The sequence below is a fragment of the Chryseobacterium cucumeris genome (genome assembly GCF_016775705.1).
Classification (GTDB): Bacteria; Bacteroidota; Bacteroidia; order Flavobacteriales; family Weeksellaceae; genus Chryseobacterium; species Chryseobacterium cupriresistens.
On record NZ_CP068760.1, the window covers coordinates 161,380 to 188,015 of the forward strand.

The following is a 26,636-nucleotide window of genomic DNA, read 5'->3' on the forward strand; positions in this document are numbered from 1 at the left end:
AGGTTAGCTAGAGTGAAAAGTACCAAATAAAAAATTCCGTATTTCTACGGAATCAATTTATATTTTTTCAAGGGAGTAAATATTGTTGACAATAGCATAGATGACGATTCCTACTGTATTTCTGGCTCCGATTTTTTCGAGAATACGCTGTCTGTGACTTTCTACAGTTCTTGGGCTGATAAAGAGTTTTTCTCCGATTTCGTTGTTAGTCAGTTCCTGACAGATCAGCTTTACCACATCTTTTTCTCTTTCGGATAATTCATCTTCTGTTTCAAAAAGAGAATTTTTCTTAGCAGAACTGTTCATATAAGTAAACAGCATCTGATGATCTTCAGCCGTAAAAAAAACTCCGTTTTTGTCTACCATTGTAATGGCATCAATAAAGGTTTTCTTATTCGAATTTTTCGGCAGAAACGCAGATACTCCCAGTTTGACCATATATCCGAGAATTGAGGTTTTATAATGGGATGACAGGATAATAATTTTAAGATCAGGATATTTTTCCTTGAGGATTTCTACCAGTTCAAAACCGTTCATGGGTTTCATCTGAACATCTACAAGAGCAATATCAGGAAATTCATCTTTTGAAAGTTTTCCGAGGTCTTCTATAAAATCGGGGCCATTATCTGCGGTAAGGGTTACCGATATATTTTTTTCATTGGACAGCAGCATTTTTACCCCTTCGAGGATCAGCTGTTCATCATCAATCAGTGCTAGTTTGATTTGGGAACTCATGATATTTTGGAATTTTTATGATTAGACGACTTCCTTTGTTTGAAAATGTTTTTTTCCATTTGTGTGTGGCATTCATAGATTTGATGCGGGATTCGATATTTTTTATTCCCATTCCTTTTTTCACATCTTCATATTCAAAGCCCTGCCCGTTATCCGAAATCACTACAGCCATATTGTCAGGATAATCTTTCATGTAAATCCAGATATCCGTTGCGTCCGAATGTTTGATCACATTGGTAGTAAACTCCTGAATAATTCTGTACAGCTGTACTTCCACAAAAAGATCTTTCTTTTCATATCCCTGCATTACCTGCAAAGAGATATTGATTTTGTGGGAAAGGTTGGCTATTAATTCTTCAACATATAAAACCAGCCCTACCGACTCCAGGTTTACAGGGTATAATGAATGGGAAATACTTCTGGCAGCATCAATCAGGGAAGACATCTGACCGTAGATATTTTTTTTGATGAGCTCATCGCCCTGAGTATCCAGATTATTTAACCATAAGGAAAGGATATTGAGACGGTTTCCGATATCATCATGAATCATGACCGCAATTCTTTTTCTTTCTTCTTCCTGGGCTTTGATGTTTTCCAGCACTAATTTCTTCTGATGGAGAACTTCCGCCTCATGCTGTACATTTTTCTCCTTAATGATTCTGGTTATAAAAGCTCTGTACGCTAACAGAATAAAGGATACTATAACTGTTATGGTAACAATTATAAGGATCAGCAGATTGATATTTAAAGTTACTTCTTTAATCTGATAAAAGTGTATAAAAATGAACAGTACAAAATACCCGAAAGAATATTATTGGCACTGAGAATTGTATAGTAATCATTTTCCGACAGATTGGCAATCTGATGCTGGATGATAAAAATAAATACCGAAACGGAATAGTAGAAAAAAATACTGGCATCTACGAGAAGAAAACGGTTCTGTAGAGAGGTATTCTTAATCTCACGGATCAATGTAAACCCGGAAAGACAGATGATGATGATATTGGAAACTACTTTCGCAATATCGGCATTGGCAGGATAATCAAATCCATATTTCGAGATCATAAAGCCAGCTGCCAATGCACCTGTAATCCACAGAACAGGTTTTGGCCAGTCCAGTTTTCTGACAAATAAACCCGTCAGAAGGAAAAATTCTCCTGCGATATATAAAGGATAGAGGAATGAAGTATCATTCAGTCTGAAGATATAAGGCAGCGCCAGATTCAGCAGCTCAATAAAAAAAAGAAAAGCAATACAATGAAAATATTGCTTTTCTTTATGATTTAATATGCGGTATTTTGCTGCTCCCAGCAGTATAACAGATAGAAGCAGTGCATAATTCAGGAATAAAATTGCCTTATAAAGTCCAGCCATTCCTCAGTATATCATTTTAAAATTCACTTCCTACATCCACATCCGGAATACGGCAGATAGGAGGACACGGCTTTGCCCAGTCATAAGTATTGGAAATCACTTCTGCTCCCAGTTCTGCATTCCTTAGATTTTCACGGAAAGAGATAAAAATAAGGGTTACCAGCATTTTTCCATAGATATCATTGTATCTGATACCAAAAGAACAGGTAATACCAGCCAACCCTTCATCTGAAAGGCAAAGGTCTGCTACAGGAACATAGAATTTTCTGAAAATTCCGCTGCCTTCATTTTCTCTGCTCTCTTTATAAAACCAGTCCATCCCCTGGTTTCTCCAGCGTTCAATAGCATCTACAGCTTTGTCCTGCTCAAGAACCGGTGTATTGGAAACCGGGAATCCCATATTGGCATTCTTCTCCATACTCTCAAGATCTCTGGAAAGAACCGCATTTCTGATGACGGTATATTCCTGGATTTCCTGCAGCCTCAGATCTTTATCAAGTTCGGTAAGGAAACTGTATGGATATTCTTTTACATCTATTTTTTCCCCGTCGTTATTCATAGGATAAAAAATAAGAATCAACCGGTCTCTGTAAATTCCTACTGCAGCACAGAAGTCTTTATAATCACTGAACCCTTTCATCCATTCAAGGTGTTCTCTGGAAATATTAAAAACATAGTTGGTAGGGATAAGCTTTTGAATCCTGGAAAAGTCTGAAAGAGATGCTTTCCACTCATTTGATGCTGTCCTGCATTCTTCTACAGGCAGCATATAGTCTACAATGTTTAATGTTGACATAAGCATAGTTTTTAGTCGTATAAAAATATAGAAACTAAATATGCTACGCAAGAGGATTTTAATTAATAATTTTTCACAGTAATATGATAACAGCTCTGTTGTTTCTCTTTGATGAAATATATTCTACCAGCTTTCTCATAGTACTTTAAAACTTTCTCCAATGCCAATTCCATTTTCGGATTGTACTTTAAAACGTTGTTGAATCTTACATAAGAAATGTCAAAAGAATTGCCATAATTGTGTGAACTAATCCCTAGTGATGCGTTGGAATTCACTCTTCTAAGCCTGCATTGGTCTTCAAGCGTTCTGGTAATGGATGAAACAGTAAATGTACCGCCTTTTGTATCCTTGCTGAACTTAGAACCTATTTTTTCCAGCGTGGTTTTTGCCTTGGATACCATATAAGCCCTGCTGTAATCAAGTTTTTGAACACGATATCCTTTACCCGATTTTTTTATTTTGTGGAATTTGCCGCTGTTGATGTATCTCTGCACTGTTTTGGAATCTTTCAGCAGCTGTACCCCAAAACTTTTTGAGGCATCAAGATGAGATTTATAAAGCGGCGTAGGTTCAACCTTCAATACAGTGGCAAGATCATAGCAGGGAAAAGCTTTTTTAGCTGCCTGCGCATAATGTAAACTATAAATAAAAGGTACAAAGACCACACAAAAAAACTTTCTCATTCACCATCCTTTTAAATTACAAATGAAAGATAAAACATTTATGTTATATCTTTCAAAACCGACTATTATACTCTCTAAACAAATCCCAAACAAACTTTACACCAAATTACAGATTTTGTAATTTTTGTTCTCTCTTTTTTGAAATATTTTTCAGATTTATCTTTTTACTTTAAGATTTAAATTTTACATTTGAGATACTTTAAACAATAAACAACATGATAAAAAAACTTTTCGCTGAATTTTTCGGCACATTTTGGCTTGTTTTCGGAGGATGTGGAAGCGCTGTTTTTGCAGCCGGTGTTCCAGATATTGGCATCGGACTTTTAGGAGTTGCTTTAGCCTTCGGTCTTACTGTTCTTACCATGGCTTACGCTGTAGGGCATATCTCAGGAGGGCATTTTAATCCGGCAGTTTCTTTTGGACTTTTAGCAGGAGGAAGATTTTCTGCAAAAGACCTTATCCCTTACATTGTAGCACAGTGTCTGGGAGCAATTGTAGCAGCAGGATGCCTGTATACGATTCTTAACGGAGCCGGAGCGGTAGAATTCTCAAAACCTGGAGATTTTGCTACCAACTTCTACGGTGAAGCCGTTTATAACGGAAAAGCTTTCAGCATGGGAGCTGCATTTCTTGCTGAGTTTTTATTAACCGCCTTTTTCCTTATTGTAATCATGGGAGCTACGGATAAGTGGGCTAACGGTAAGTTTGCCGGTCTTGCCATCGGTCTTGCTCTTACGTTGATCCACCTGATCTCAATCCCGATTACAAATACTTCTGTAAACCCTGCGAGATCACTTTCTCAGGCAGTCTTTATGGGAGGAATTGCTATGTCGCAGCTTTGGCTGTTCTGGGTTGCCCCTATTTTGGGAGGAGTTGTAGGAGGTTTAATCTACAAGTTCTTACTTCAGAGAGATACTGCTGAAATTGCAGATTAATTTTAAAATACTATTCAATGATAAAATCCTGTCAGGCGGCAGGATTTTTTTTATTTTCTGATTTTGAATAATTGTTTTGAAATTCTTTGTAAACGCAAAGTTTTTATAAAGATGAATTTTTATTTAAGGGAGAAAAGTGGTTACGACTACGTCGTTGATGAAGTGATAGGTTTTACAACCGATTAATAAAAATCAATGAAATTGATTCCTTCTTTGCTTTCTTAAACTTTAAATATAGAAAATAAGTCTTTGCGTTAGAATAAGAAACCTCCTTAATTTTATTTCAGTTTTTTGATTTCAAAAGGATTTTTAAAAATCAGTTCCTCGTGCTTTCCTTTGATCTCCATTTTACGCTGGAGAAGATTCAAAGCCATCTTCCTGATAAAAAAATCCTTGTCATTCAGTTTCCAGTAGGAATCTTCATGGAGTCTTTTAGGCTGGCGAATCAGATAAAATTCGGTATCCCAGGTATCTGCATTGTGATAGAATTCAATAATTCCGCAATGTTCCGGAATTAAAGCAGCATCTACCATTCCCATCGGGAGCAAAAAACTGAAAGAATTACACATATAATCCCCACAGGAAATTTTATCGTGTTTCAGAAATTTTTCTCCGGTGTCTTTATTCAGGTATGATTTTTTGAAATCATTTTTAAAATCACTTTTTGAAAGTTTAATTTCAATTTCATGACTTCCACCTTCCGAATCTATGATTAAGATGTCTGCTTCCCAATCTGCCTGAAAATAATTCGTCAGTACGATTTCTTTTTCAAAATCGCAATGGGAATGGATGTAGGCGTGTATGAGTTCTTCTATTTTGATCATTTTTTTATGATGGTAAAGATATTTTTAATAAAACGCAATGCCCGCAAAGTTTTTAATAGCCAAGTGTTTAAAGGCTCGCAAGGGCGTTTCACTCAGCAAAAGTTTCAAATTATTTTATGATACAAAAATTAACAAGTGGAGCGAATTGACAATTAACAATTGCTTTCTTCGGTTTAAATCATCAGCTAACCAGTAAACTACATCCTCTGATATCTGAATGGTCTATTCTTCCTAACACCTGAAATTTATCACCGATTATTTTTCCTAAATCCTGTGTGGCAATAAATGAGCAGGAATGGGTATTGGCAAGATCAATAATATTAATAGCTCCTGTGCGGCCTTCTTTTTGGTACGTTAAGGGATCTTCTGCATTGCGAACCATAATTCTCATCCAGTTGGGACACTCATATTCATTATTTCCAAGGGAGTAAGCCTGTGAAAGTAACTCTGTCATAGAATATTCTGAATAGATTTTCTCCGTTTTAAGGCCTTCCTGAAATATTTTAAGCAATTCATCCTTGGTCATTTCTTCCTTCCGCCCCTTCATACCGCCGGTTTCAATCACTATTAAATTTTCAGGGAAATTCAGGAATTCTTCGCTTTGCTCAGAATGACAGTAATCAAGAAAGTCTAATAAAGCAAAAGAAACTCCGAAAAGAATCACTTTTTTATCCTGCAAGGTGTTCAATAGTTCAAAGAGTTCAGCATGATTATAAAGGAAATATCCGTTTTCCGGCTTGGCAGATTTTTTCATCAGATAATCTACCATATAGATGAGTGATGAATTCTGTCTCTCAAGATAACTTGGAAGCAGCCCCAGAAAAATAAAATCTTCCGGTTTTCCGATGAACTGTTCAAAGCTTTTATAAATACTCTCCTCATAAAGTTCCGGATCTGCGATGAAATGTTTGGAAAGGTTCATCTGGGTGGTTCCTGAACTTTGAAAGAAAAGATCCGTATCCACATTTTTATCCAGAATCTGATGATTTTTAAACATTTCAATAGGAAGAAACGGAATCTTCACCAGACTATCTACCTCATCGGGACTAACCTTCAGAAAATCAACAAATTTCCTGTATATTTCAACATTTTCATATTGATAACGAAATGTTTTCAATGAGGCATTCAGGAAATCCTGTTCAGTCTGTATGTTGAATATATTTTTCAGTTCCATAATTTTTTAAGTTTCTTAATCCCCGGCTGCAGGGCAATTATAGAGATAGAATATTTTTTTAATAATTTTTTAATGCATAAAACCTATTTTGGTAGACTTATTGCAATGACTTATCCGGAATATGGATTAAAAACAAGAGTGGGTTTTCCACCCGTTCGAAAGTTACCTCTTTTTAGAGGTAATTTTTTTTGCTTTATTTTTCAAAAGTTTCCAGTTCAAAATCTTTTTCAAAAACCCCGTAAGTGAAATAGGAAATCCAGTCTCCAAGGTTGATATATTTTGCATTCTGTTCCAGATCCAGTACCATAGGCAGATGTCTGTGTCCATAGATAAAATAATCAATCTTCTGGGTTTTCAGCTTTTCTTTGGAATAAATGATGAGAAACTCTTTATCTTCTCCCAGAAAAGCCTTGTCCTCTTCTCCTGAGATCATTTTATTTTTTTGGGAAAGATACAATGCTACTTTCATCGCAATATCGGGATGAAGCCATTTGAAAAACCATTGTGCCACAGGGTTTGTGAATAATTTTTTCATTCTTTTATAGCCTTTATCTCCAGGTCCCAAACCATCTCCATGGGCCAGCAGAAACTGCTTCCCTCCCATTTCAAAATATTGTTTCTGATAGAATACGGTACACCCGATTTCTTCTTCCAGATAATCTTTCATCCAAAGATCATGATTTCCGACAAAGAAATAAATATGAATTCCTCTGTCTTTCAATTCTGCAATTTTCCCGAGCACCCGGACATATCCTTTGGGAATGACATGCTTCCATTCGTGCCAGAAGTCAAAAAGATCACCCATTAAAAACAAAACCTGCGCATCTTCCTTGATCTCATCCATCCAGCGTATAAATCTCTCTTCCCGCACCTTGCTTTCCTTTGGTGTAGGGGCACCAAAATGCTGATCCGAAGCGAAATATACTTTTTTTCCAGGTTCTAAATTAATTGTTGTTTTTAACACCTTCTGAGTTTTGTGAAAAATTATTGATTATCTTCTGCAACCCATTCTCCATAAGAGTTTTCTGTCTCATGAAGTTTAAGATAGGCTAAAGAAATTCCTTCGGGAAGTCTCGATTTGATTTTAGCAGCAATGGCATACAACATGTTTTCACAGGTTGGCTGGAAGCTGCAATAGATTACTTTATGTCCTTTCTGTTCAAGGTCATCTCCCAGTTCTTTGTGTGGAGACAGCGCATTGACAAGAACCGCATGGTCCCATACATCTACGATTTCAGATTTTACGATACTTTTGATATCTCCGAAATCTACCACCATTCCATTTTTAGGATTTTCAATATCATTAATCGGTTTTCCTTTCACTGTTACAAACAGTTTATAGGAGTGCCCATGCATATTTTTACACTTCCCATCGTAGTTGTAAAGCACGTGAGCCGTTTCGAATGTAAAAATTTTTGTAATACGTATCATAGTACAAAGATAGGATAAAACAGCTTAATAGAGAAAAGACTGTTTCTATTACAACGATTTTAAAATATTCTTTTTAGAAAAAACCTGAAAATAATATTGTTGAAATAGAAAGTTTCATGGAGATGTTTGTTTGATGTTTCCCTAGTAAAAACAGCGGTCGTTTTATTCTATTACATTACAGGAAAAATTATTCATTATATTCTGGTTTTAATTGACCGGTTTGAAAGCCTAATTCTCTCAAATAATCAAGTCCGTTTTGTATTTCCATTGAATTGAAACCGGACCATCCTTTTTTTAACCCCATTACAATTAACTGCCTGATGTATTTAGGCTTATTGAGATTTATCTCATCTTCTGAACCTGTGATTTTATTCATCAGTTTCACACCTGATTTTAAAGGCTGCCCCATTACATAATCCTCGACAGTCATAAATTTGATGATTAGAGGGGTTTGCTTTTGTCCGTTTAAAAATACTTTTACAGTCAAAGTATTAGTTTTAGTTTCAGAGTGATATTGATCAGAAACCAAATACAAGTATTCTATAGTATTGACAGTTATTTTTCTTAACTTATTTTTCATTACCTCGTTCTTCTACCCAGATATTTCAGACATTATCTTATCGTTTTTTCAAACTTGTTAATAATGGTATACGCTTTATCTTTTACAACAATATCATAATTTCCTTTATCCAGGATTAAAAAACGACTGTCTTGGGAAGTATTGAGTTCAATGATATCCGCAGGAACACCTTCCTTTTCAAATTCACCTTTTCTGTAAGCTAAAACCAGGGCCGGATAATTTGAAATTTTAGAAGAAGGAATTTTGTAAAACTTCCTGTTTTTACTCAACATCCAATGCGGCCTTCCGTTGATGTATTTAGTAACAGGATGAATGATTTTAATATCAGTATACAACTCCTTGTCTTCTCCATTGTATATTCCCTTATTTTCATCTTTCAAAACAACAGGGATGGTATTATTTATCAATCTTAAAAGCGGTTCATTATACTTCAGGCTACTTTTTTCTGAAAACTGAGTCTGGTCAATCGTAAAAGGATTGATCCCCGTCAGGTCGGAAAGTCGCCCCGCCATTGTTTTCTCCCAGGATTTATGAACCCCTTCATAAGCATGCTGATAGCCACAATAGATCAGATATTTGCCTTCTTTATTTTTCTGCATAAAATCGAAGATATTGTTTGCCTCTCCTATTTCCCTTTGTTTATTATTTCCTTCTGCTTCATATGAGAAAAGCTTGAACCCAATTTTCAAGGCATTGTAAATAAAGTTTCCGAATTCCGGTTCTTTGGAATAATATCCACTGTTAAGAGCAGCAAATTTTGTGGTGTTTACAGAGTCACCCGCTAATGTTTCAAGTCCCAAATATCTGTAACCTTTGTCATATAATCCCTGAAGTAAGGAAGATGCGAAAGTTCGGTGACTGGCATTGTGATGGGCTTCATTAATGATGATAATCTGTTCACTAACGGATCTTTCTAAGATATAATCTTTTGCGTTGACGGGGATTAATTTCGTAAACTTCAAACTATCTGCAGTGCTCAGCTTTTTCACTCTTCCAAAAGTCATATCCCAACTTTCCAATGCAGATTTATATTGTCCGCTTATCGAGTAAAATGTTGCAGCCATCTGGCTTCTCCAGGATTGACTTTGGGTGGAGTCTGCCACCTTTTTTTTAATATCATCTGTAAACCAGTAAGGATTTTCCTGGCCATAGCCCGCCATGCTTAACAAGAGTAAAGTCAGTGAATAAGAGAATTTCATATGTATCTAGTTTTTGATTGATAATTGTCATCCGATAAGCTACAAATTCAGAGCCAACAGTACAAGAGGCCTGGCTCAAATCATTTCTTTATAAGTTATTTGCAAATTTTGATTTATTTACAGTTACTTTATTCTTAAAAGCTTTATAAATATAGTATTGGTTGATATTATTCTGAGTAATCAAAATAGGTTCAGCATTATCCTCAATTACAATTTTAGAATATCCCAGATCTGATGAAAAGGCATTTGAATTCCATGAATAATACAATTCAACGGCTTTAATTTTATCAAAATCTATTTTTCTCTCTTTTTGGCTCTGTTTATCCAATACTATGATTTGCTTTTCTAAAGGATCAATTTTAGCTTCTTCCCTTAAATTTCGCAAATAATATTTTTTTCTGATTATTGCTGTTCCCAAAAAGAGATAAGTAAGAAAAGAAAACAGTAAAACCGGAACAGCAAATGAAAATATCTTTGATAATGAAAGTTCATTCCAGTTCAGAATCATTTTACGTACAATGGCACCAGAAATAAAAACAGTAAAACACAGATAAAAATACCCCAATATCAAATTGCCTACAATTTTATTCTTTTTATACTCAAATTCCATTTTAACAAGTTAAAATTGTTTTACTCTACACCTTGTTCTAATTAAAAAACTTCTCCAGCCAGTCGTTTTCCAGACGTTTTATTTTTTTGGTTTCAGGATCAAACAGAATCCAAAGCGTACTTGAGTCTACCACAAGTTCTTCATTGCAATAGAACTCAACTTTTCTTGGCTGTTTGGCTCCTTCGGGAGTCAGAGGATAAGTTCTTACCGTAATGATATCATCCAGATAAACCTGTTTTTTATATCGGATATGATGATCCAGAAGCATCCAGGCGTCGTTTACATATTCTGTTTGCTGTTTCAGAAGATCCCAGTGCTCTGCTGCCACTTCTTCCACCCAGTGTACATATTGTACATTATTCACATGGTTGTTCTGATCAATATGCTCTTCTGTTACTTTGATCTGTTTTTCGTACATCAAATTCATTCTCCTGAAAGTTTACTCAAATGTATCATTTTAAAATAAAACTTTCTTCATCCAGCCACTCACTTTTGTCCATAAAAAAACGGAATCATCGTTCTGATTCCGTTACAATATTCAGTATATTGAAAATTCTTATTTAGATTTCCCGGCTGGCTTGGCAGTTGTTGCCGTAGCCCCTAATTTGGTTTTCACAGTAGCAGTGATATCTTCGCTTCCGTCTGTGTAAAGAAGGTTATTAGATTCCTGTGATGCTACATCAAATACAAAATTCAGGTTTCTTTCTTTTGCTACAGCATAAATAGCATCTTTTACTTTCTTCTGTAAAGGACTAAACAATTCGTTTTGTTTGGCAGAAATATCTTTAGCAGCCTGTGTTCTGGTTTCCTCTATCTTCTTACCTAAAGCCTGTAATTCTGTTTGTGCTGCAATCAGTTCTTTGGTCACAGCTTCTTTATTGGCTTCGCTTAACGTTTTTTCTTTATCCTGTGCCGCTTTCAATTTAGTCTGATAATCACCGATAAGCTTCTCAATTTCAGTCTGCCTGGTCTTAGTCAGGTTATCAATAGTAGTTCCTATAGTTTTTACTTCAGATAAACTTGCAAAAATGTCCTCTGTATTTACACTTCCAATCTTCTGTTGAGCATGTACAATATTTGCAGTAAGTGTTAATCCTAACGCAATAAAAATTGTCTTAATTAAATTCATTTGTAATAATATTTTTTTTCGCTCCCAAATATAACTCAAATTTCAATTACTTATCATGTAATTATTAATTTGAAATTACATGGTGTAAAAAACAGGTTTAAACAACTTCAGACAAAGAAAAACCTCCTCAAAGAGAAGGTTTAACATCAAAAAATATGGAAAAATGACTAATGGAACTGTGCTGTTTCTGTAGAATCTTTCATTGCTACAGTAGCTGAGGAACCGTTGGTAACAATATTCTGCACTTCATCAAAATATCCTGTTCCTACAAAAGATTGATGCTTCACCGCTCTGAATCCTTTCTGCTGTAGTGCAAATTCACGCTCCTGAAGTTCAGAATATCCTGCCATTCCTCTTTCTTTATAAGCCAGTGCAAGCTCAAACATGGCTGTATTCAAAGCATGGAATCCTGCAAGGGTAATAAACTGGAATTTGTACCCCATTTTAGCCAGCTCTTCTCTGAAAGTAGACATTTCTTCCACACTCAGTTTTGCAGCCCAGTTGAATGAAGGTGAACAGTTATAAGCAAGCATTTTTCCAGGGAATTTTGCATGAATTCCATCTGCAAATCTTCTGGCCTGCTCCAGGTCAGGATTGGAGGTTTCCATCCAGATCAGATCAGCATATGGCGCATAAGACAGTCCTCTATCGATTCCCTGCTCAACTCCGTTTCTTACCACGTAAAAACCTTCAGAAGTTCTTTCTCCGGTTACGAATTTCTTATCTCTGTCATCAATATCAGAAGTCAGTAAATCTGCTGCATCCGCATCCGTTCTTGCAATGATAAGACTTGGAACGCCCAATACATCGGCAGCCAGACGCGCTGCTATCAACTTATTGACCGCTTCCTGAGTAGGCACCAATACTTTCCCGCCCAAGTGGCCACATTTTTTAGCGGAAGAAAGCTGATCTTCAAAATGTACGGCAGCCGCTCCGGCTTCAATCATTTGTTTCATCAGTTCAAAAGCATTCAGATTACCTCCAAAACCTGCTTCTGCATCGGCAATAATAGGCACCAGATATTCTTTATTTCCTGTTCCGCTTACAGACTGCACCTGATCCGCTCTTAGTAAGGCATTATTAATTTTCTTTACCACAGAAGGCACTGAATTGGCCGGATACAATGACTGATCCGGATACATCTCCCCTGACAGGTTAGCATCTGCAGCCACCTGCCATCCTGAAAGATAAATTGCTTCCAGGCCGGCATCCACTTCCTGCACCGCCTGATTACCTGTCAGTGCACCCAGTCCCGCCACATAATCCTGGGTATTTAATTTATCCCAGAATTTTTTGGACATTTCTGTCGCAATAGTGTATTCAATGGTATAAGAACCGCGAAGTTTAAGAACTTCTTCTGCCGTATAAGGTCTTTTTACACCGTGCCAACGTGGATTTGTCAGCCAATCTTGCTCAATAGCCTGGATTTGTTCTTGTCTTGTTTTCATAATATTTGGATTTTGTTTGATTAGATTTTTGGGGTTCGGGTTACGAGGTTCGGAGGTACGAGATATAATTCTCAAACTTTCGGACACTTCTACTCTCTCACTCTCCAATTAGATAAAAGGGTATGCTTTAAGGGTTAGAAATTCTTCAAAATTTTCGCAGAAAATCAATTCATTGAAAAGTTCTTTGGCGAGGTTGAATTTTCCGCTTTTGAATCGGGTTTCACCTACATATTTTTCAATATGATCCATTTCTTCTTTTTCCCACTGCAGTACCATGCTTCGGGTTAATGTTCTGTCGTCACTCAGAACTGCTTCATTTTTCAGCCATTGCCAGATTTGTGTTCTTGAAATTTCTGCAGTAGCGGCATCTTCCATCAGATTATAAATAGCGGCAGCACCGGTTCCCATCAGCCAGCTTTCAAGATAAAGAATTCCTACATTGATATTTTTACGGACTCCTTTTTCTGTGATTTCTCCTTTGGGAATTTCCAGCAGCTGGCTTTCTGTTATATGGTATTCAAATTTTTTATCGATCTGATTTTGGGAAGGCATAAACTGGTCAAAAATTTCTTTTGCGACAGCTACCAATGCGGGATGTGCTACCCAGGTTCCGTCGTGACCGTTTTTTACTTCCCTTTCTTTATCATTTCTTACTTTTTCAAAAGCAATAGTATTGGCTTCGTCATCATCTTTTACAGGAATCTGGGCAGCCATTCCGCCTATTGCATGTACATTTCTTTTATGGCAGATTTCAATCACCCTTTTTGAATAAGCACTCATAAAGGGAGATGTCATGGTTACCTGATCTCTGTCCGGAACAATAAATTCGGTAAGGTTTCTGAATTTTTTAATGTATGAGAAAATATAATCCCATCTTCCGCAATTCAATCCTGCGCTGTGTTCTTTTAATTCAAATAAAATTTCATCAATCTGAAACGAAGCGGTAATCGTTTCTATTAAAACAGTCGCTTTAATGGTTCCCTCCGGAATTCCGAGATAGTTTTGCGCAAAAACAAAAACTTCATTCCACCAGCGTGCTTCTTTATAATGTTCCAGTTTTGGAAGATAGAAGTAAGGACCGCTGCCATTTTCCAAAAGCTGTTTTGCATTTCTGAAGAAATATATTCCAAAATCAGTCAGTGATCCGGAAGCTTTTTCTCCATTGATTTCAATATGTTTTTCAGGAAGGTGCAGGCCGCGTGGACGAACCTGTAAAACAGCCGTTTTTTCATTAAGGGTGTATGCCTTTCCTTTTTCGTTCACAAAATCAATAGTCCGGTTAATGGCATCAGAAAGATTAATCTGTCCCTGAATACAGTTTTCCCACACTGGCGAGCTGCTATCTTCAAAGTCGGCCATAAATGTAGAAGCACCGGAATTCAAGGCATTGATAATCATCTTGCGGTCAACAGGACCGGTAATTTCTACTCTTCTATCCAGCATATCGTCAGGAAGCGGAGCACATACCCAATTTCCATTCCGGATGTCTGCTGTTTCTTTCAAGAACTCAGGAAGATTTCCTTTATCAAAATTTTGCTGAGTAATTTTTCTTTCTTCTAAAAGTTCAAGTCTTTTATGATTAAAGTTCTGATGAAGCGAAATCAGAAAATCTGCCAAATCGGGAGTAAATACTTCCTCAAACCGCTTCTGTGCCTTTATTTCTAATTGAGTCTTTGTTTCCATAACCTATTGATTTTGTGATTTGATATTACAAACATAAATAAAAATTTTCACAAATAGCGAACGTTCGCTAAATTTATTTAAAAATTATTATGCGAATAATCGCATCTAATTATTTATATTTGAAGTAATGAATTCAGAAAGCGACTTTATCAAAACAGTTTTCGGGCTAAAACTGAAACAGCAGAGACAAAAGAAAAACTGGTCTCTGCAGGATCTTGCTGTAAAGACAGGATTATCAAAATCTTACCTCAACGAAATTGAAAACGGGAAAAAGTATCCCAAGCACGATAAAATCATTCAGCTTTCTGAAGCACTGAGCTGTACTTTTGACGATCTGGTTTCTACCAAACTTGATAAAAGCCTTTCCCCTTTCAATGAAATCCTGCAGTCTGATTTCTTTAAAGAAGTTCCTCTGGAGTTATTCGGAATTAATAAAAACAACCTCATCAGCATTATCAGCGATGCACCGAAAAAAGTAACGGCTTTTATTAATGCCCTGATCGAAATTTCTCAGAATTATAATCTTGGTAAGGAAAGATTTTATTTTGCCGTCTTAAGGTCATTTCAGGAATTATATGATAACTATTTTCCGGAAATTGAAGAAAAGGTTGATCTGTTTACCCGGGAAAATCAGTTACAGCCCGGAAAAGATCTAAAGTCTGACATCCTGGAGGCAATTCTTGCAGAAAAATTCAGTTACACCATTCAGTCTGAAGATTTTGAAAAATATGGAACTCTGGATAACCTCCGCTCTCTTTTCATTCCTGAAAAAAAATTATTACTGCTGAATCAAAAACTGGAAAAGGATCAGAAAACATTCATTCTGGCTAAAGAAATCGGCTTCAATGTACTAGAATTAAAAAACCGTCCCAATACCTATTCGTGGCTTGATTTCGGAAGCTTTGAAGAAATTCTGAATAACTTTTACGCCTCTTATTTCGCAGGAGCATTGCTCATTTCAAAAGAACCTGTCATTGAAAAAACCTCAGAATTTTTCCAGCAAAATACATGGGAACCTAAAAATTTTGAGAGTCTTATCAGCAGTTTCACCCACTCGCCTGAAACATTTTATTACCGGCTGACCAACATCCTCTCGGCTGAAATGGGAATTAAAGATCTTTTTTATTTATGTCTGGTAAAAAAGAAAAATTCGGATAAAATTCAGATTTTAAAAGAGCTTCATCTTAATCACCAGCAGGCTCCTCATGCCAATGCAATGAACGAGCATTACTGCAGAAGATGGATTGCGGTAAAAAATCTTGGTGATTTAAAAGAAAATGAAACCCTGACGGATGCTCAGGTTTCTCATTATAAAGATCAGGGAATAAGTTATCTGGTAATTTCTACTTCACAAAAAAATCCATTCTCAGATGGAAGTAACAGAAGTTATTGCCTAGGGATTTTACTGAATTCCCAAACGATTAAAAAAATTGGTTTTATCAAGTCTCCTTCCTTAAAAACCATTAATGTAGGGGTTACATGCGAATCCTGCAGTATTCCTGACTGTGAAGTGAGACAGGCTCCACCGGTAAGACTGGAAAAGGAGCATTTTAATATGAGTATGAAGAATGCTGTTGAGAAGATCAGGAAGACGTTTGATGATATTTAAAAAGTGAATCGTGAATTATCAATGCGCTTCGCTTGTGAATTTTTATACGGTTCGGGGTGCTGGATCAGGTTTGTGAATAATAGATTTGCTGTTGAAATTCACGGGTAAGTTATTTTTCTAAATGTGGAGTTCACAAAGTTTTTTATACTATTTAATAGCTTTTCGGCCGCTATGGCATTCCACTCAACAACGAAAAAATTCCTTTTGATAAATGAAATCATTAGCTCATAAAATTCGCGAACAATAATAATTCACTATTGACATTGCGAAGCAAAAATTGACAATTATTTTCATATCTTAGTAAAAACACACTATGATATTAGATATATTGTTTCCTAACCGCTGCATCCACTGCAGCAGAATCATTGATCCTGAACTTTTGGTTTGTGATCTTTGTTTCAGTCAGATTCACTTTACCCATTACAATTATTTTGAAAATAATCCGATTAAGGAAAAATGCAGTTTATTTTTTCCGGTTGAAAACGCATTCGCTTTAATACAGTTTGAAAAGGAAGGTTTAAGCCGTCAGATTATTCACGATCTGAAATATAGAAGCAGGGAAAAAGCAGGAAAAATCTTAGCCGATTGGACAGCAGAACGACTTGATTTCAAAGATAATTTCCCTGACCTTTTAGTAAGTGTACCGCTTCATCCAAAGAAACTGAAGAAAAGGGGATATAACCAGCTGCATTTATTTACTGAAACTTTATCTTCGTTTTATAACATTCCTTTTGATCATAATTTAATTAAACGAAATCATTATTCTAAAGCACAGGCCTTAAAAGACAAGAAACACAGACTGGAAACTGTCAATACATTCTCCACAACCAAGCCTGTTACCGGAAAACATATTCTTTTGATTGATGATGTTTTCACGACAGGAAATACGGTTTCATCAGTGGCGTGGGAGATTTTAAATGCAGGAGATAATAAAGTAAGTGTTTTGGTGATGGCTGAGGATGTTTGATATGGGAACGGATGCGAGTTTCGGGGTGCGGGTTTCGGGATTCGGGATTCGGGATTCGGGATTTTCTGTACGGAGAAATAATCAAAATATTTTTAAATCCGAAAACTCTCAGACACTCTTACACTTCCGCCTCATCCATTTTCACGATTCAATTCTTTTTCCTAATTTTCAGAAAACTATACAACTATGCCCAATCTGATTTTACTGCACGGAGCTTTAGGTCACAGCGACATTTTTAAACCTTACCTGAATGTCCTGTCATCCTATTTTACAGTTCATACTCCTCTTTTTTCAGGACATGGAGACCTGAAACTTCCTGAAGACGGCCTCAATATTAAAAAGTATGTCGAGGAATTATCCGAGTATTGTAAAGTGAACCATCTGACAGACGTATCTATTTTCGGGCACAGTATGGGTGGTTATGTCGCACTTTGCTACGCAATGGAAAATCCTGACAATGTAAATTCTGTTATAACACTGGGCACAAAGTTCGACTGGACTGAAGAACAGGCTTTAAAAGAAAGTAAGATGCTTAATCCGGATGTTATTCTTGAAAAAATTCCGCAGTATGCCCAGCTTTTAGAATCACAGCACGGAACAAAGTGGAAACAGCTTCTTCCTGGTATTGCTGATTTAATGATTGATTTAGGTAAAAATCCGCCTCTGGAAAATAATTTTGCTACGATTACCACTCCCGTTCAAATCATGGTGGGTGATAAAGATAATATGGTAACGCTGGAAGAGAGTTCAAGGGTTTACAGAAGCCTTCCAAATGCAAAACTGGCCGTACTTCCGGATACAAAGCATCCTATGGATAAAGTACGACCTGATTTATTATTGAACTTAATAAAAGATTTCTGGAATCTTTCTTAATTATCGCTGAAGTTTTTCTCCGTAGCTCAAATCTCCGGCATCTCCCAATCCTGGTGTGATATACCCTTTTGAAGTTAAGTGTTCATCAATTGCTCCTACCCAGATATGAGCTTCAGGATATGCATTCTGAACAGTTTCAACTCCCTGTTTCGATGCAATGGCTGCAACAATATGAAGCTGGGTTGGATTTCCGTTGGTCAGCAAATCTTTGATGGCTTCAATAAGAGAAGCACCAGTTGCAAGCATAGGATCAGCTACAATAAGGGGTCTGCCTTCAATGCTTGGGCACGTAAGATAATCCTGTTTGATTGAGAAATAATCGTTGGCATCATGTTTTCTGTAAGCTGCCACAAAACCGCAGTCTGCTCTGTCTAAATAGTTCAGGATTCCTTCGAATAACGGAACACCTGCTCTTAAGATGGTTGTAATAACCGGCTGCACGGCTATTTCCCTGCTTTTTATTGTATCTAAAGGAGTTTGAATTTCAACTTCTCTGTACTCCAGTCCTTTACTGATTTCAAAAGCGGCAATCTCCCCGATTCTTTCCATATTTCTTCTGAATCTCATTCGGTCATGCTGGATTGTAACGTTTCTAAGTTCGTTAATCCATTCGTTGACAAGAGAAAAGTGTTGCGATAAAATAGTAAGCATGAAAATTTTATTTTTAATTTCAGTTAATTGATATTAATTGCCGCAAAATTACAACTAAAAAACGAATTGAAAGATCGGGCTGGAAGAGAAAGTCTGGTTGGGTGATATAAAAATCTCCGGCAAGCTTCGCTTGCCGGAGATTTCCGATGAACATTTGTTCTATTATTTTTGTCTGAAATACACTTCAATCGGAACTCCGGTAAATCCGAATTCTTTTCTCAGCTGATTTTCAGTAAATCTTTTATATGGTTCTTTCACATACTGTGGAAGGTTGCAGAAAAACACAAACTGTGGTGACGGTGTAGGAAGCTGAACACAATATTTGATTTTGATATATTTTCCTTTCAATGCCGGCGGCGGTGTATTTTCGAAGATCGGAAGCATTACTTCATTCAGTTTTGAAGTTTTAATTTTCTTCTTACGGTCTTCATAAACCTGCATAGCTACTTCTACAGCCTTCAGAATTCTTTGTTTCGTTAAAGCTGAAACGAATAAGATTGGAATATCTTGGAACTGACCAATTTTATCTTTGATTGATTTTTCAAAATCACGCATCGTATTGGTCTGCTTATCCTCGATCAAATCCCACTTATTCACTAGGATTACGATTCCTTTTCTGTTTTTCTGAGCCAGTCCGAAGATATTCATATCCTGAGATTCCCATCCCTGTGTAGCATCCACCATGATGATCACGACGTCAGAATATTCGATAGAACGGATCGATCTCATTACAGAGTAGAATTCAAGGTCTTCGTTTACCTTAGACTTTCTTCTCATCCCTGCAGTATCTACCAACACAAATTCGTGTCCGAATTTGTTGTATAAAGTCTGGATACTATCTCTCGTAGTTCCTGCGATATCGGTTACAATATTTCTTTCAACATCCAATAAAGCATTAGTCATCGTGGACTTTCCTACGTTTGGACGACCTGCAATCGTAATTTTAGGCAATCCTTCAAATGGATCTTTATACTCTGTAGTAGGGAAATCTTTAACGATATCATCTAACAAATCCCCCGTTCCTGAACCTGTAGCAGAAGAAAGTGTGTAATATTTATCAATTCCTAACTGATAGAATTCTGTTGCAGGAAGTTCTTCCTTGGAAGAATCTACTTTATTGATAACAATATAAATAGGTTTGTTGGATCTTCTGAGAAGTCTGTAAATTTCGTGGTCTGTATCAGTAAGTCCTTCTTCTACGTTCATCATAAAGATAATAGAAGTGGCTTCATCCACCGCTAATTGTACCTGCTTACGGATTTCTTCTTCAAAGATATCATCTGTACCTACATCATAACCTCCGGTATCAATTACCGTAAAGTCTACTCCGTTCCAGTCTGATTTTCCGTAGTGACGGTCTCTGGTAACACCAGCTGTAGAATCTACAATAGCTTCTCTTCTTTCTAATAAACGATTAAAAAGCGTGGATTTTCCTACGTTGGGACGTCCAACGATTGCGACAATATTTGACATAAAAAATGTTTAATAATCCTTTTGCTTTGCTCAGGATATGTTATTAATGGGTTACTCCAACTTTTGGAGCCCAATTTTTTTGCAAAGATAAGGTTTTATTATTTAACAGATTGAAGCTGGGAGAAGGAGGCTGGATGTTATTATCCATCGGATAAATTAATGTAAGCCCTACTCTTTCAATCTAACAATATATCCACAAATCTACTGTTTATGGGTAGAAGAAGATTTTTTTTAAAATTTTGTTGAAAAATAATTCTTTGGATATCAATACATAAAGCTATCTTCTTACTAATTATGTTAATTAATCTTTACTTTAGATTTTCATATTTAAAATAATTTCTATAATTTCGCGGCATAGAAACAGACCCATGGTGTAGCGGTAACACTACTGATTTTGGTTCAGTCATCTGGGGTTCGAATCCCTGTGGGTCTACAAACCATCCTTTTTCAAGGGTGGTTTTCTTTTTCTTTTACAAATTCCATTAAGCGTTAAATCTTATTCTCGGGTTGTCGGCATTATTTGAACCTGTTTATAAACAAAAAACTACCGCAAAAATAGCAGTGGTTATTATTATTTCACCAGACGAAAGGATTCGTGCGGTAACTTGGGGCTATTTGTTATTCGTGGACACGAGCGAGACGCTCGCGACAGCAGGGGCTTTTACTACCCACCTACCAATATCTACCATGTGAAGTTTTGCACCTGTCTCACTGCGACTCTTTACTATTATATTTGTAGCACTTACAGCTTACTATAAAGAGAGACTGCCTCAAAGGTAGTCTCTCATATTTACTATATAATTTTACTCTTCGTAGTCCTTTGAAAATTTTATTCCTTTTCTCATAAGCAATTCTTTTATTTCTTTTGATTTTTGATATGGAGATGTTATGCGAATAATTTCATTTTTAGAATTAAATATAATATGCCAATTTTTTACATTGTAATCTATTAGCTCTTTTGCTAAATTGAAATTTTTATATTTAGTTTCTTTAAAAGAGTTTTTTAAAATATTTGATTTTTTAGATGATTCATCTATAACTAATTTATAACCATCTATTTGATAGACTTTAGTGTATTTTGCATCTTGCAATAACATTGGACTTACAAAAGTAACATCCACCCAATAGCTATTTTCATAATATTTACTGGTATTAGCTCCAATTAATAATATGTTTTCCTCTTTACTTAGAATCTTTTCTGAGTTTCTATATTCAATATATGTTTTAACTATATTTTGATATAAGTTATTTTTCTTTTGGCTGTTAAAATTATTTTTACAACTACAAAGAATTATAATGCACATTAGTAAGAAAAATCTTTTCATATTTTTATTTTTTTGTTCTACCTGTATATACAGATGCTTCATTACTATATCTAAAATAGCCTACCTTAGGCGTATATTGATATGAATTTTTAATATTATCATACTTTACACGATCACCTAAAGGTAGTGATAATTCACTTACCCATGTTCCATTTCTAAGAAAAGAAGTAAATCCTGATGGACCAGGTTCTGAACCTGGTATATGAGAGTGAACCCTTTCTTGAATAGTTGCCATATTTATAAAATGAGAAGAGCTTGACCCTGGTAGACTTACATTAACATAACCAATTGTCTTAGCTATACTAGAACTCGAATTAGCTGTATGATTGGTAGTTATAATATTTGTAGAAAAACCATCTGAAAAACCTAATCTATCCTGTCCAAATTCGACTTTTGTATTACTAGCAGCAAATTCAAAAAACTGGGTTGCAACATCATAATTTTGTATTTGCAAGTAGGTATATCTAGATGATCCTGCTTCTCCATCATGACCTTGTGTTTTAATGTTTTCTGTCTTAGCATCTCCTATCTGCGAATCTCCTGTTGGATTTGATTCTGATACGTTTATTCTTGCAATTTGTATAGACTTGGATTCATCTTCATTAGTAATTGTATCATAAGCATTATTGTCTTTTGTTCTTTCTATAGTACCATCATTAAATATCTTAATCTTATCTTCTGCCTGCATTCCATCAGGATCGATAAATCTTATCGGATTATTAAAAGCATAGTTATATGGAGAAAATCTTCTTGAAGTTTCAGCAAGAGGGTCAACCACACCCCATCTCCCAATATCCGGCATATAGAATCTCGCTCCATAATCATACATCCCCGTCTCTTGCAACTCCTTTCCGTTGTACTTATACTTTTTGAAACTATTCTGTCCAAAATAAGCATTACCGGTTTTCAGATGGTTCATTCCAAAAGGATAATAATCATTACCGTCTACGATTTCAAGAGCGCCTGTGCTGTTTTTTGCAAAGCTCACACAGACATTTCCTAGGTGATCTTTGTATTGATAAAATTGTTAAAATACTACCACACGAAAGGATTCGTGCGGCAGCTTGGGTTTTCTTATTTATCTGCCACACGATACAATCGTGCGGCAACGAGGTGGGTACCTACCATTGCTTTTATTGACCAAATAAAATATTTAAATTGGATAGTTAAGATGAAATTATTTTAAATAAAAAAACCATTGCAATTGCAATGGTTTTGGATAACGCCAATATTTATGATAGAATATTATTTCATTCTATCTTAGAATAATTATTTATGATAAAATACCTGCTCCTTTTATCTTAAAAATAACATAAATTACCGCAATAAAATGTGTTAAAAGTAAAATAGTGAGAATTAAATAAATAATTGCTTTGTACTTCTTGTAACTATAAATACAAAATAACAGTATTATTATTTCATAAAATAACAAAAAATAGAAAATATTATGATTCTGGCTTTTAACAAAAAAATAATATATAATAGCAAATATTAGTAATGAAATTATTGCTATGATGCCATTTGTTTTTTTATCTAGTCTTAACATTTGAATTAATTTTAGCGCCTTTTTCCCATTTTACTGTATATCCCATGGAACTCATTCCGTAGAAATACCTATTATTTAAATTTAAAACACTTCCCTTAAAAGAGGTAAACCAACTTAAATTACTGTTCAATATTTGAACTGAAGTAGGACTAAGTTTATTATATTCTGCCTGAATTAAATGCTGTTCATTAATTAGATTTTGTCCATCCCAATTGATAGCATTTTGCCCTTTTAAAACGGGTCCATTATATAAATCTTGTAAGCTACTCCAGATATGATCTAATATCAATTTATTTCCGCTTCTAACAAATCCTCTAATTTCCGTATTAGAAATGTCAATGCCAAATAAATTATCATATCTCCCAATTAAATTTTTCAAATTGTCCACTGTTGAAGCAGCAGCACCAGCCCATCTAGTTTGGAAGCCCTTTTTTTCTGTGGCTGTTTGAAACCATCTATAAAAATCTGCTCTTTGATCTAAATCAGCATACTCTTTACTTCCATTAGCTTGTTTAATATTATATTCATTAGCATTTTTCCAAACATTGGTATTGTTTTCCCTATCAGACTTTCTCCAATCTCCTTTTCCTAATCTGCCTTTGTAGTTATCAGGATATTCTTTTTTAGGAGAATAACTACTCTTTAAAAACATGAATGCTGCTTGTGCATGTTCCTCCGTGTAAGAGGTACCTGAGGCTGTTTCTACAATAGCCATTCCATCTGGATCAGTATGATTAATGGGATCATTAATACTGAAACTATATGGTGACCATAGTGTATATTTTTCGGCTAATGGGTCAATTACACCCCATCTTCCAATATCTGCCATATAGAATCTCGCTCCATAATCATACATTCCAAATTCCTGAATTTCCTTGCTATTATACTTATAACCTTTATATCCTCCTAAATTAGATTTAGCTCCGCCTATATGGTTTGCCCCAAAAGCATAATAGTTATTTACATCTGTAATTTCTAGATTTCCTTCACTGTTTTTAGCGTAGCTTACTCTTGCATTTCCTAAATGATCTCTGTATTGGTAAATATAACGATTTTCAGTAAAACTATAAAAACCTTCTGTTGTTGGCACAAAATCTAATAACCAACCCAAAGTACCAAGAGGAGGAGGGTCAAGAAGGATTGGATCTTTAAATGCTTCCTGTTCATAAGCTACACTAGTCCTACACCATAAACAAGGCTGTACGGTTTCTGAAAAACTATACTGGAAACCATCTATATAATCAGTAAATGTATAAGAAGTGGATTGACCCCTACCCCCGCCTGATGTATTTGTTTTACGAAGTTTTGTTCCATCAGCGCGGTATAAATAGCTTAAACCGAAATTTATAGATGTACCAAAAGGATCTGTTTGACTGATAGCAAAGCTATTAGGCAAATTTAAGTAATTATAAGAAATATTTTGGATTCCTTTATCCTTCATATTAATCATACTTCCATTAGAGTCATAATCAATCAAATTATTCCCACCTTCATAACCTGTACTATTTGGTATATTTTCAATGACTTTATCAAGACGATTTCCTGTGTATTGATATTCGAGATCATCAATCATTGTTGTTGTTGGTGAAAATACCAGGGGAGCAAATCTTTTCAATGTTTTGATGTTTCCATTTAAATAATAGGTTAACTTTTCATCATAATAGTTCGAATTTCCTGTAGTCGGTTCTTTATAGAAAGCATTTTTTAATCTGTTTAAATTATCATATTCATAATTATATCTTTTCAAAATACCATCTTGTGAATTTGCCCAGTCAATTTCTGCAATATTTCCGTTAAATCTTCCTGGAGCTATATTTGAAGATACAGGATTATTGTATCTCAGTTCATACCCGAACAGTTTCCCGTTAAGATTAGCGGGGTCATTAATTTTGGCTAGCCATCCACGGATATTATAGTTATATGTAATATCCTGCAAAGGGCTGGAAGCTATAATTCCTCCAACTTTTTTATTGGTAATCTGAGAAAGTTCATTGTACGTATTTTGAGTCAGATATTCGACAGAATTACTGTCGACCTGATGGGTGTGAGTCAATAATCTATTTTGAGGATCATACGTGAAATTTTCTGTAATAACTCTGTCCGTATCAGTATCCAATCTTTTGTGAGTTGTTATAGCCCGCTGAACCACTCCTGCAAAATCTAATTTAGATTCAGTTTTTGTACGCCCTCCTAAGTGATTGATAGAATAAGATCCAATAGTTCTACCTTTTTTATCATAATAAGTGTAATTTTTCGTCCAATTATCATCTTCGATGTTTTTAACCAAACTCATGACAGGAAGACTTTTGGTGCTTCTTCCATCAGAAGTAGGCAAGTCAGGTAGTGTAAGTTCTCCCTGAATAGCTGAAGGAAAAGCAGGATTAAAGCTGTATGCTGGATAAGAATCGTAATAGTTTAAAGACAATAAGGTAACCCATTTACTCGCATTGGGATAGGTAGTGTCAGGATTGTTATAATATACATTCATTCCCTGTCTTTCAAAAAAGGAAGTATCTATTCTATTAACATTGTTGGAAGCATATCCATTAATAATATTCTGTTCTTCATACCTTTCCCCTCCAGTTCCAATTCCTGTAATCGCAACTCTACCAAACTGATCATATTTTGTATATATCCACTGTCCTTTGTTTTTTAGCTCTGTGTCTCGTGTAGCAACTAATCGATCTTGTTTGTCATAGAGCATGTATTCCCAACCTTTGTTCGGAATCTTCTTTTCAACTAATCGATCCCAAATATCATAACGATATTGATAACAATAATTATCTAGTAAAGTTTGATCAATTTCTGTATTAACAGATATTGTATTTAAAGAAGCTACGGGAGGGATTATGAAAACCAAATTCTGAAAACTGTCATAAACATAATATGTGTCTACATTCTGTGTACCATCATTTTTACGAACTAAAATTGTTTGTCCTCTTCCGTTTTTGAACTCTATAGAAATATTGCCATCCTCATCTGTAACAGTATTTTTATATAGCAGATTCTGTCCATAATTTCCAGAAAAGCTAACAGTAGAACTTGTTGTCTTATTTGCCCAGACTGTAGATGCAGTATATTTTTTCACTTCACCATCTATATTTAAATCATAACCAAATTGAATCGGTTTATTATCCCAAGAATTTCCAACTTGTCTTTGTTTAAGTACTCTATTCAATGGAGAATCTTCCAATTGTTTCTCAGTAAAAATCTTTTCACCACCATAAATATTTGCTGGATCTATGATAGGATATGGATTATGACCTTCAGTTTGCGTATATATTAATCCATTATTTGTAGATGTTTGCGGAATTGGTAAATAATCTCTTCTCTGCCTTCCAAAATTATCATAAACAATAGGAGTCACCACATCTCTTCCAAGTGGACTTGCCTTTACATTGATTATTTGTTTAGGTCTTCCTAATCCATCAAAATACTGAACTGTTTGAGCTTGCTTGGCTGTTGTAGAGGAGGAAGTTACCTCTTCCAAATAGGTTCGGGTTTGGATATAATTTTCTGTTATTGTTTGTGAATGTAATAAACTTGTCACAAACAATGTACTTATTGGAATTAATATTTTTTTCATCGTTA

At 35.4% G+C, this 26,636-nt stretch carries 25 protein-coding genes and 1 tRNA gene; 5 read left to right on the forward strand and 21 right to left on the reverse strand.

Features of this window, described 5'->3' with window-relative positions; genetic code table 11:
- Positions 1-57 precede the first annotated feature (57 nt).
- The 5 genes from JNG87_RS00805 to JNG87_RS00825 all read right to left on the reverse strand — a co-directional run bounded on the left by JNG87_RS00805 (position 58) and on the right by JNG87_RS00825 (position 3,588).
- A complete protein-coding gene (locus JNG87_RS00805) occupies positions 58-735 on the reverse strand; it encodes a response regulator (protein ID WP_202841152.1) in 678 nt (225 codons plus the stop codon).
- A complete protein-coding gene (locus JNG87_RS00810; protein ID WP_238349642.1) occupies positions 704-1,336 on the reverse strand; it encodes a sensor histidine kinase in 633 nt (210 codons plus the stop codon). Before JNG87_RS00810 ends, JNG87_RS00805 begins: the two co-directional genes overlap by 32 nt.
- 149 nt (positions 1,337-1,485) lie before the next feature.
- Positions 1,486-2,109, reverse strand: coding sequence for a hypothetical protein (locus tag JNG87_RS00815; protein ID WP_202841153.1), 624 nt, complete (start codon positions 2,107-2,109; stop codon positions 1,486-1,488).
- Between the two features lie 16 nt (positions 2,110-2,125).
- Complete coding sequence (locus JNG87_RS00820) at positions 2,126-2,905, reverse strand: hypothetical protein (protein WP_238349643.1); 780 nt, start codon at positions 2,903-2,905, stop codon at positions 2,126-2,128.
- A gap of 62 nt (positions 2,906-2,967) precedes the next feature.
- Positions 2,968-3,588 carry a DUF5715 family protein gene (locus tag JNG87_RS00825; protein ID WP_202841156.1) on the reverse strand — a complete coding sequence of 207 codons (621 nt, stop codon included), beginning with the start codon at positions 3,586-3,588 and terminating at the stop codon, positions 2,968-2,970.
- A 218-nt stretch (positions 3,589-3,806) separates the two neighbouring features.
- On the opposite strand from JNG87_RS00825, the gene aqpZ reads away from it, so the two are divergent.
- Entirely contained in the window at positions 3,807-4,523 is a 717-nt protein-coding gene (gene aqpZ / locus JNG87_RS00830; protein WP_110008304.1) for an aquaporin Z, read from the forward strand.
- A 278-nt stretch (positions 4,524-4,801) separates the two neighbouring features.
- Here aqpZ and JNG87_RS00835 read toward each other — a convergent pair whose 3' ends face one another.
- The 11 genes from JNG87_RS00835 to aceB form a co-directional block, all read right to left on the reverse strand.
- A complete protein-coding gene (locus tag JNG87_RS00835; protein ID WP_202841158.1) occupies positions 4,802-5,347 on the reverse strand; it encodes a hypothetical protein in 546 nt (181 codons plus the stop codon).
- A gap of 181 nt (positions 5,348-5,528) precedes the next feature.
- The gene (locus JNG87_RS00840; RefSeq protein WP_202841160.1) at positions 5,529-6,521 is read right to left on the reverse strand and encodes an acyl transferase; all 993 of its coding nucleotides are present in this window, start codon (positions 6,519-6,521) and stop codon (positions 5,529-5,531) included.
- Between the two features lie 193 nt (positions 6,522-6,714).
- Positions 6,715-7,485, reverse strand: a complete 771-nt coding sequence (locus JNG87_RS00845; protein WP_202841163.1) for a UDP-2,3-diacylglucosamine diphosphatase — start codon at positions 7,483-7,485, stop codon at positions 6,715-6,717.
- Between the two features lie 20 nt (positions 7,486-7,505).
- The gene (locus tag JNG87_RS00850) at positions 7,506-7,952 is read right to left on the reverse strand and encodes a 6-pyruvoyl trahydropterin synthase family protein (RefSeq protein WP_202841165.1); all 447 of its coding nucleotides are present in this window, start codon (positions 7,950-7,952) and stop codon (positions 7,506-7,508) included.
- Between the two features lie 187 nt (positions 7,953-8,139).
- Positions 8,140-8,532, reverse strand: a complete 393-nt coding sequence (locus JNG87_RS00855; RefSeq protein ID WP_202841167.1) for a hypothetical protein — start codon at positions 8,530-8,532, stop codon at positions 8,140-8,142.
- A 32-nt stretch (positions 8,533-8,564) separates the two neighbouring features.
- Positions 8,565-9,731 (reverse strand): hypothetical protein, encoded by a 1,167-nt coding sequence (locus JNG87_RS00860; protein WP_202841169.1) that lies wholly within the window; start codon positions 9,729-9,731, stop codon positions 8,565-8,567.
- Positions 9,732-9,819: 88 nt separating this feature from the next.
- Positions 9,820-10,149: a hypothetical protein gene (locus tag JNG87_RS00865; RefSeq protein WP_202841171.1), complete on the reverse strand. Its 330-nt coding sequence runs from the start codon at positions 10,147-10,149 to the stop codon at positions 9,820-9,822.
- Positions 10,150-10,378: 229 nt separating this feature from the next.
- Positions 10,379-10,768: an acyl-CoA thioesterase gene (locus tag JNG87_RS00870; protein ID WP_202841172.1), complete on the reverse strand. Its 390-nt coding sequence runs from the start codon at positions 10,766-10,768 to the stop codon at positions 10,379-10,381.
- A 129-nt stretch (positions 10,769-10,897) separates the two neighbouring features.
- Positions 10,898-11,470 (reverse strand): OmpH family outer membrane protein, encoded by a 573-nt coding sequence (locus JNG87_RS00875; protein WP_202841173.1) that lies wholly within the window; start codon positions 11,468-11,470, stop codon positions 10,898-10,900.
- Between the two features lie 167 nt (positions 11,471-11,637).
- Complete coding sequence (gene aceA / locus JNG87_RS00880) at positions 11,638-12,918, reverse strand: isocitrate lyase (RefSeq protein WP_238349644.1); 1,281 nt, start codon at positions 12,916-12,918, stop codon at positions 11,638-11,640.
- A gap of 108 nt (positions 12,919-13,026) precedes the next feature.
- Positions 13,027-14,601, reverse strand: a complete 1,575-nt coding sequence (gene aceB / locus JNG87_RS00885) for a malate synthase A (protein WP_202841174.1) — start codon at positions 14,599-14,601, stop codon at positions 13,027-13,029.
- A 127-nt stretch (positions 14,602-14,728) separates the two neighbouring features.
- Here aceB and JNG87_RS00890 point away from each other — a divergent pair, with 127 nt between their 5' ends.
- From JNG87_RS00890 to JNG87_RS00900, 3 genes are all read left to right on the forward strand, one after another.
- Positions 14,729-16,210, forward strand: a complete 1,482-nt coding sequence (locus tag JNG87_RS00890) for a helix-turn-helix domain-containing protein (RefSeq protein ID WP_202841175.1) — start codon at positions 14,729-14,731, stop codon at positions 16,208-16,210.
- A 313-nt stretch (positions 16,211-16,523) separates the two neighbouring features.
- A complete protein-coding gene (locus JNG87_RS00895; protein ID WP_202841176.1) occupies positions 16,524-17,177 on the forward strand; it encodes a ComF family protein in 654 nt (217 codons plus the stop codon).
- 186 nt (positions 17,178-17,363) lie between these two features.
- A complete protein-coding gene (locus tag JNG87_RS00900; protein ID WP_137905768.1) occupies positions 17,364-18,050 on the forward strand; it encodes an alpha/beta fold hydrolase in 687 nt (228 codons plus the stop codon).
- Here the strand turns inward: JNG87_RS00900 and upp are convergent, their stop codons facing one another.
- Complete coding sequence (upp, locus tag JNG87_RS00905) at positions 18,051-18,701, reverse strand: uracil phosphoribosyltransferase (protein WP_062676151.1); 651 nt, start codon at positions 18,699-18,701, stop codon at positions 18,051-18,053. It lies immediately after the preceding gene.
- Between the two features lie 162 nt (positions 18,702-18,863).
- Positions 18,864-20,174: a ribosome biogenesis GTPase Der gene (gene der / locus JNG87_RS00910; protein WP_110008006.1), complete on the reverse strand. Its 1,311-nt coding sequence runs from the start codon at positions 20,172-20,174 to the stop codon at positions 18,864-18,866.
- A gap of 362 nt (positions 20,175-20,536) precedes the next feature.
- Between der and JNG87_RS00915 the strand changes: the two genes are divergently transcribed.
- Positions 20,537-20,607, forward strand: a tRNA-Gln gene (locus JNG87_RS00915).
- Between the two features lie 370 nt (positions 20,608-20,977).
- Here JNG87_RS00915 and JNG87_RS00920 read toward each other — a convergent pair.
- From JNG87_RS00920 to JNG87_RS00930, 3 genes are all read right to left on the reverse strand, one after another.
- A complete protein-coding gene (locus tag JNG87_RS00920; RefSeq protein ID WP_202841177.1) occupies positions 20,978-21,499 on the reverse strand; it encodes a hypothetical protein in 522 nt (173 codons plus the stop codon).
- A gap of 4 nt (positions 21,500-21,503) precedes the next feature.
- A complete protein-coding gene (locus JNG87_RS00925; RefSeq protein ID WP_202841178.1) occupies positions 21,504-22,487 on the reverse strand; it encodes an RHS repeat-associated core domain-containing protein in 984 nt (327 codons plus the stop codon).
- Between the two features lie 541 nt (positions 22,488-23,028).
- Entirely contained in the window at positions 23,029-26,631 is a 3,603-nt protein-coding gene (locus JNG87_RS00930; RefSeq protein ID WP_202841179.1) for a DUF6443 domain-containing protein, read from the reverse strand.
- Between the last annotated feature and the right edge of the window lie 5 nt (positions 26,632-26,636).

Excerpts from the sequence above, each read along its gene's own strand:
- JNG87_RS00870 (WP_202841172.1), bottom strand. The coding sequence starts at position 10,768 with ATGAATTTGATGTACGAAAAACAGATCAAAGTAACAGAAGAGCATATT.
- JNG87_RS00820 (WP_238349643.1), bottom strand. The coding sequence starts at position 2,905 with ATGTCAACATTAAACATTGTAGACTATATGCTGCCTGTAGAAGAATGC.
- JNG87_RS00815 (WP_202841153.1), bottom strand. The coding sequence starts at position 2,109 with ATGGCTGGACTTTATAAGGCAATTTTATTCCTGAATTATGCACTGCTT.
- JNG87_RS00900 (WP_137905768.1), top strand. The coding sequence starts at position 17,364 with ATGCCCAATCTGATTTTACTGCACGGAGCTTTAGGTCACAGCGACATT.
- aceB (WP_202841174.1), bottom strand. The coding sequence starts at position 14,601 with ATGGAAACAAAGACTCAATTAGAAATAAAGGCACAGAAGCGGTTTGAG.
- JNG87_RS00805 (WP_202841152.1), bottom strand. The coding sequence starts at position 735 with ATGAGTTCCCAAATCAAACTAGCACTGATTGATGATGAACAGCTGATC.
- JNG87_RS00920 (WP_202841177.1), bottom strand. The coding sequence starts at position 21,499 with ATGAAAAGATTTTTCTTACTAATGTGCATTATAATTCTTTGTAGTTGT.
- JNG87_RS00930 (WP_202841179.1), bottom strand. The coding sequence starts at position 26,631 with ATGAAAAAAATATTAATTCCAATAAGTACATTGTTTGTGACAAGTTTA.
- JNG87_RS00875 (WP_202841173.1), bottom strand. The coding sequence starts at position 11,470 with ATGAATTTAATTAAGACAATTTTTATTGCGTTAGGATTAACACTTACT.
- JNG87_RS00840 (WP_202841160.1), bottom strand. The coding sequence starts at position 6,521 with ATGGAACTGAAAAATATATTCAACATACAGACTGAACAGGATTTCCTG.
- JNG87_RS00895 (WP_202841176.1), top strand. The coding sequence starts at position 16,524 with ATGATATTAGATATATTGTTTCCTAACCGCTGCATCCACTGCAGCAGA.
- JNG87_RS00860 (WP_202841169.1), bottom strand. The coding sequence starts at position 9,731 with ATGAAATTCTCTTATTCACTGACTTTACTCTTGTTAAGCATGGCGGGC.
- der (WP_110008006.1), bottom strand. The coding sequence starts at position 20,174 with ATGTCAAATATTGTCGCAATCGTTGGACGTCCCAACGTAGGAAAATCC.
- aceA (WP_238349644.1), bottom strand. The coding sequence starts at position 12,918 with ATGAAAACAAGACAAGAACAAATCCAGGCTATTGAGCAAGATTGGCTG.
- upp (WP_062676151.1), bottom strand. The coding sequence starts at position 18,701 with ATGCTTACTATTTTATCGCAACACTTTTCTCTTGTCAACGAATGGATT.
- JNG87_RS00825 (WP_202841156.1), bottom strand. The coding sequence starts at position 3,588 with ATGAGAAAGTTTTTTTGTGTGGTCTTTGTACCTTTTATTTATAGTTTA.
- JNG87_RS00890 (WP_202841175.1), top strand. The coding sequence starts at position 14,729 with ATGAATTCAGAAAGCGACTTTATCAAAACAGTTTTCGGGCTAAAACTG.
- JNG87_RS00855 (WP_202841167.1), bottom strand. The coding sequence starts at position 8,532 with ATGAAAAATAAGTTAAGAAAAATAACTGTCAATACTATAGAATACTTG.
- JNG87_RS00835 (WP_202841158.1), bottom strand. The coding sequence starts at position 5,347 with ATGATCAAAATAGAAGAACTCATACACGCCTACATCCATTCCCATTGC.
- JNG87_RS00850 (WP_202841165.1), bottom strand. The coding sequence starts at position 7,952 with ATGATACGTATTACAAAAATTTTTACATTCGAAACGGCTCACGTGCTT.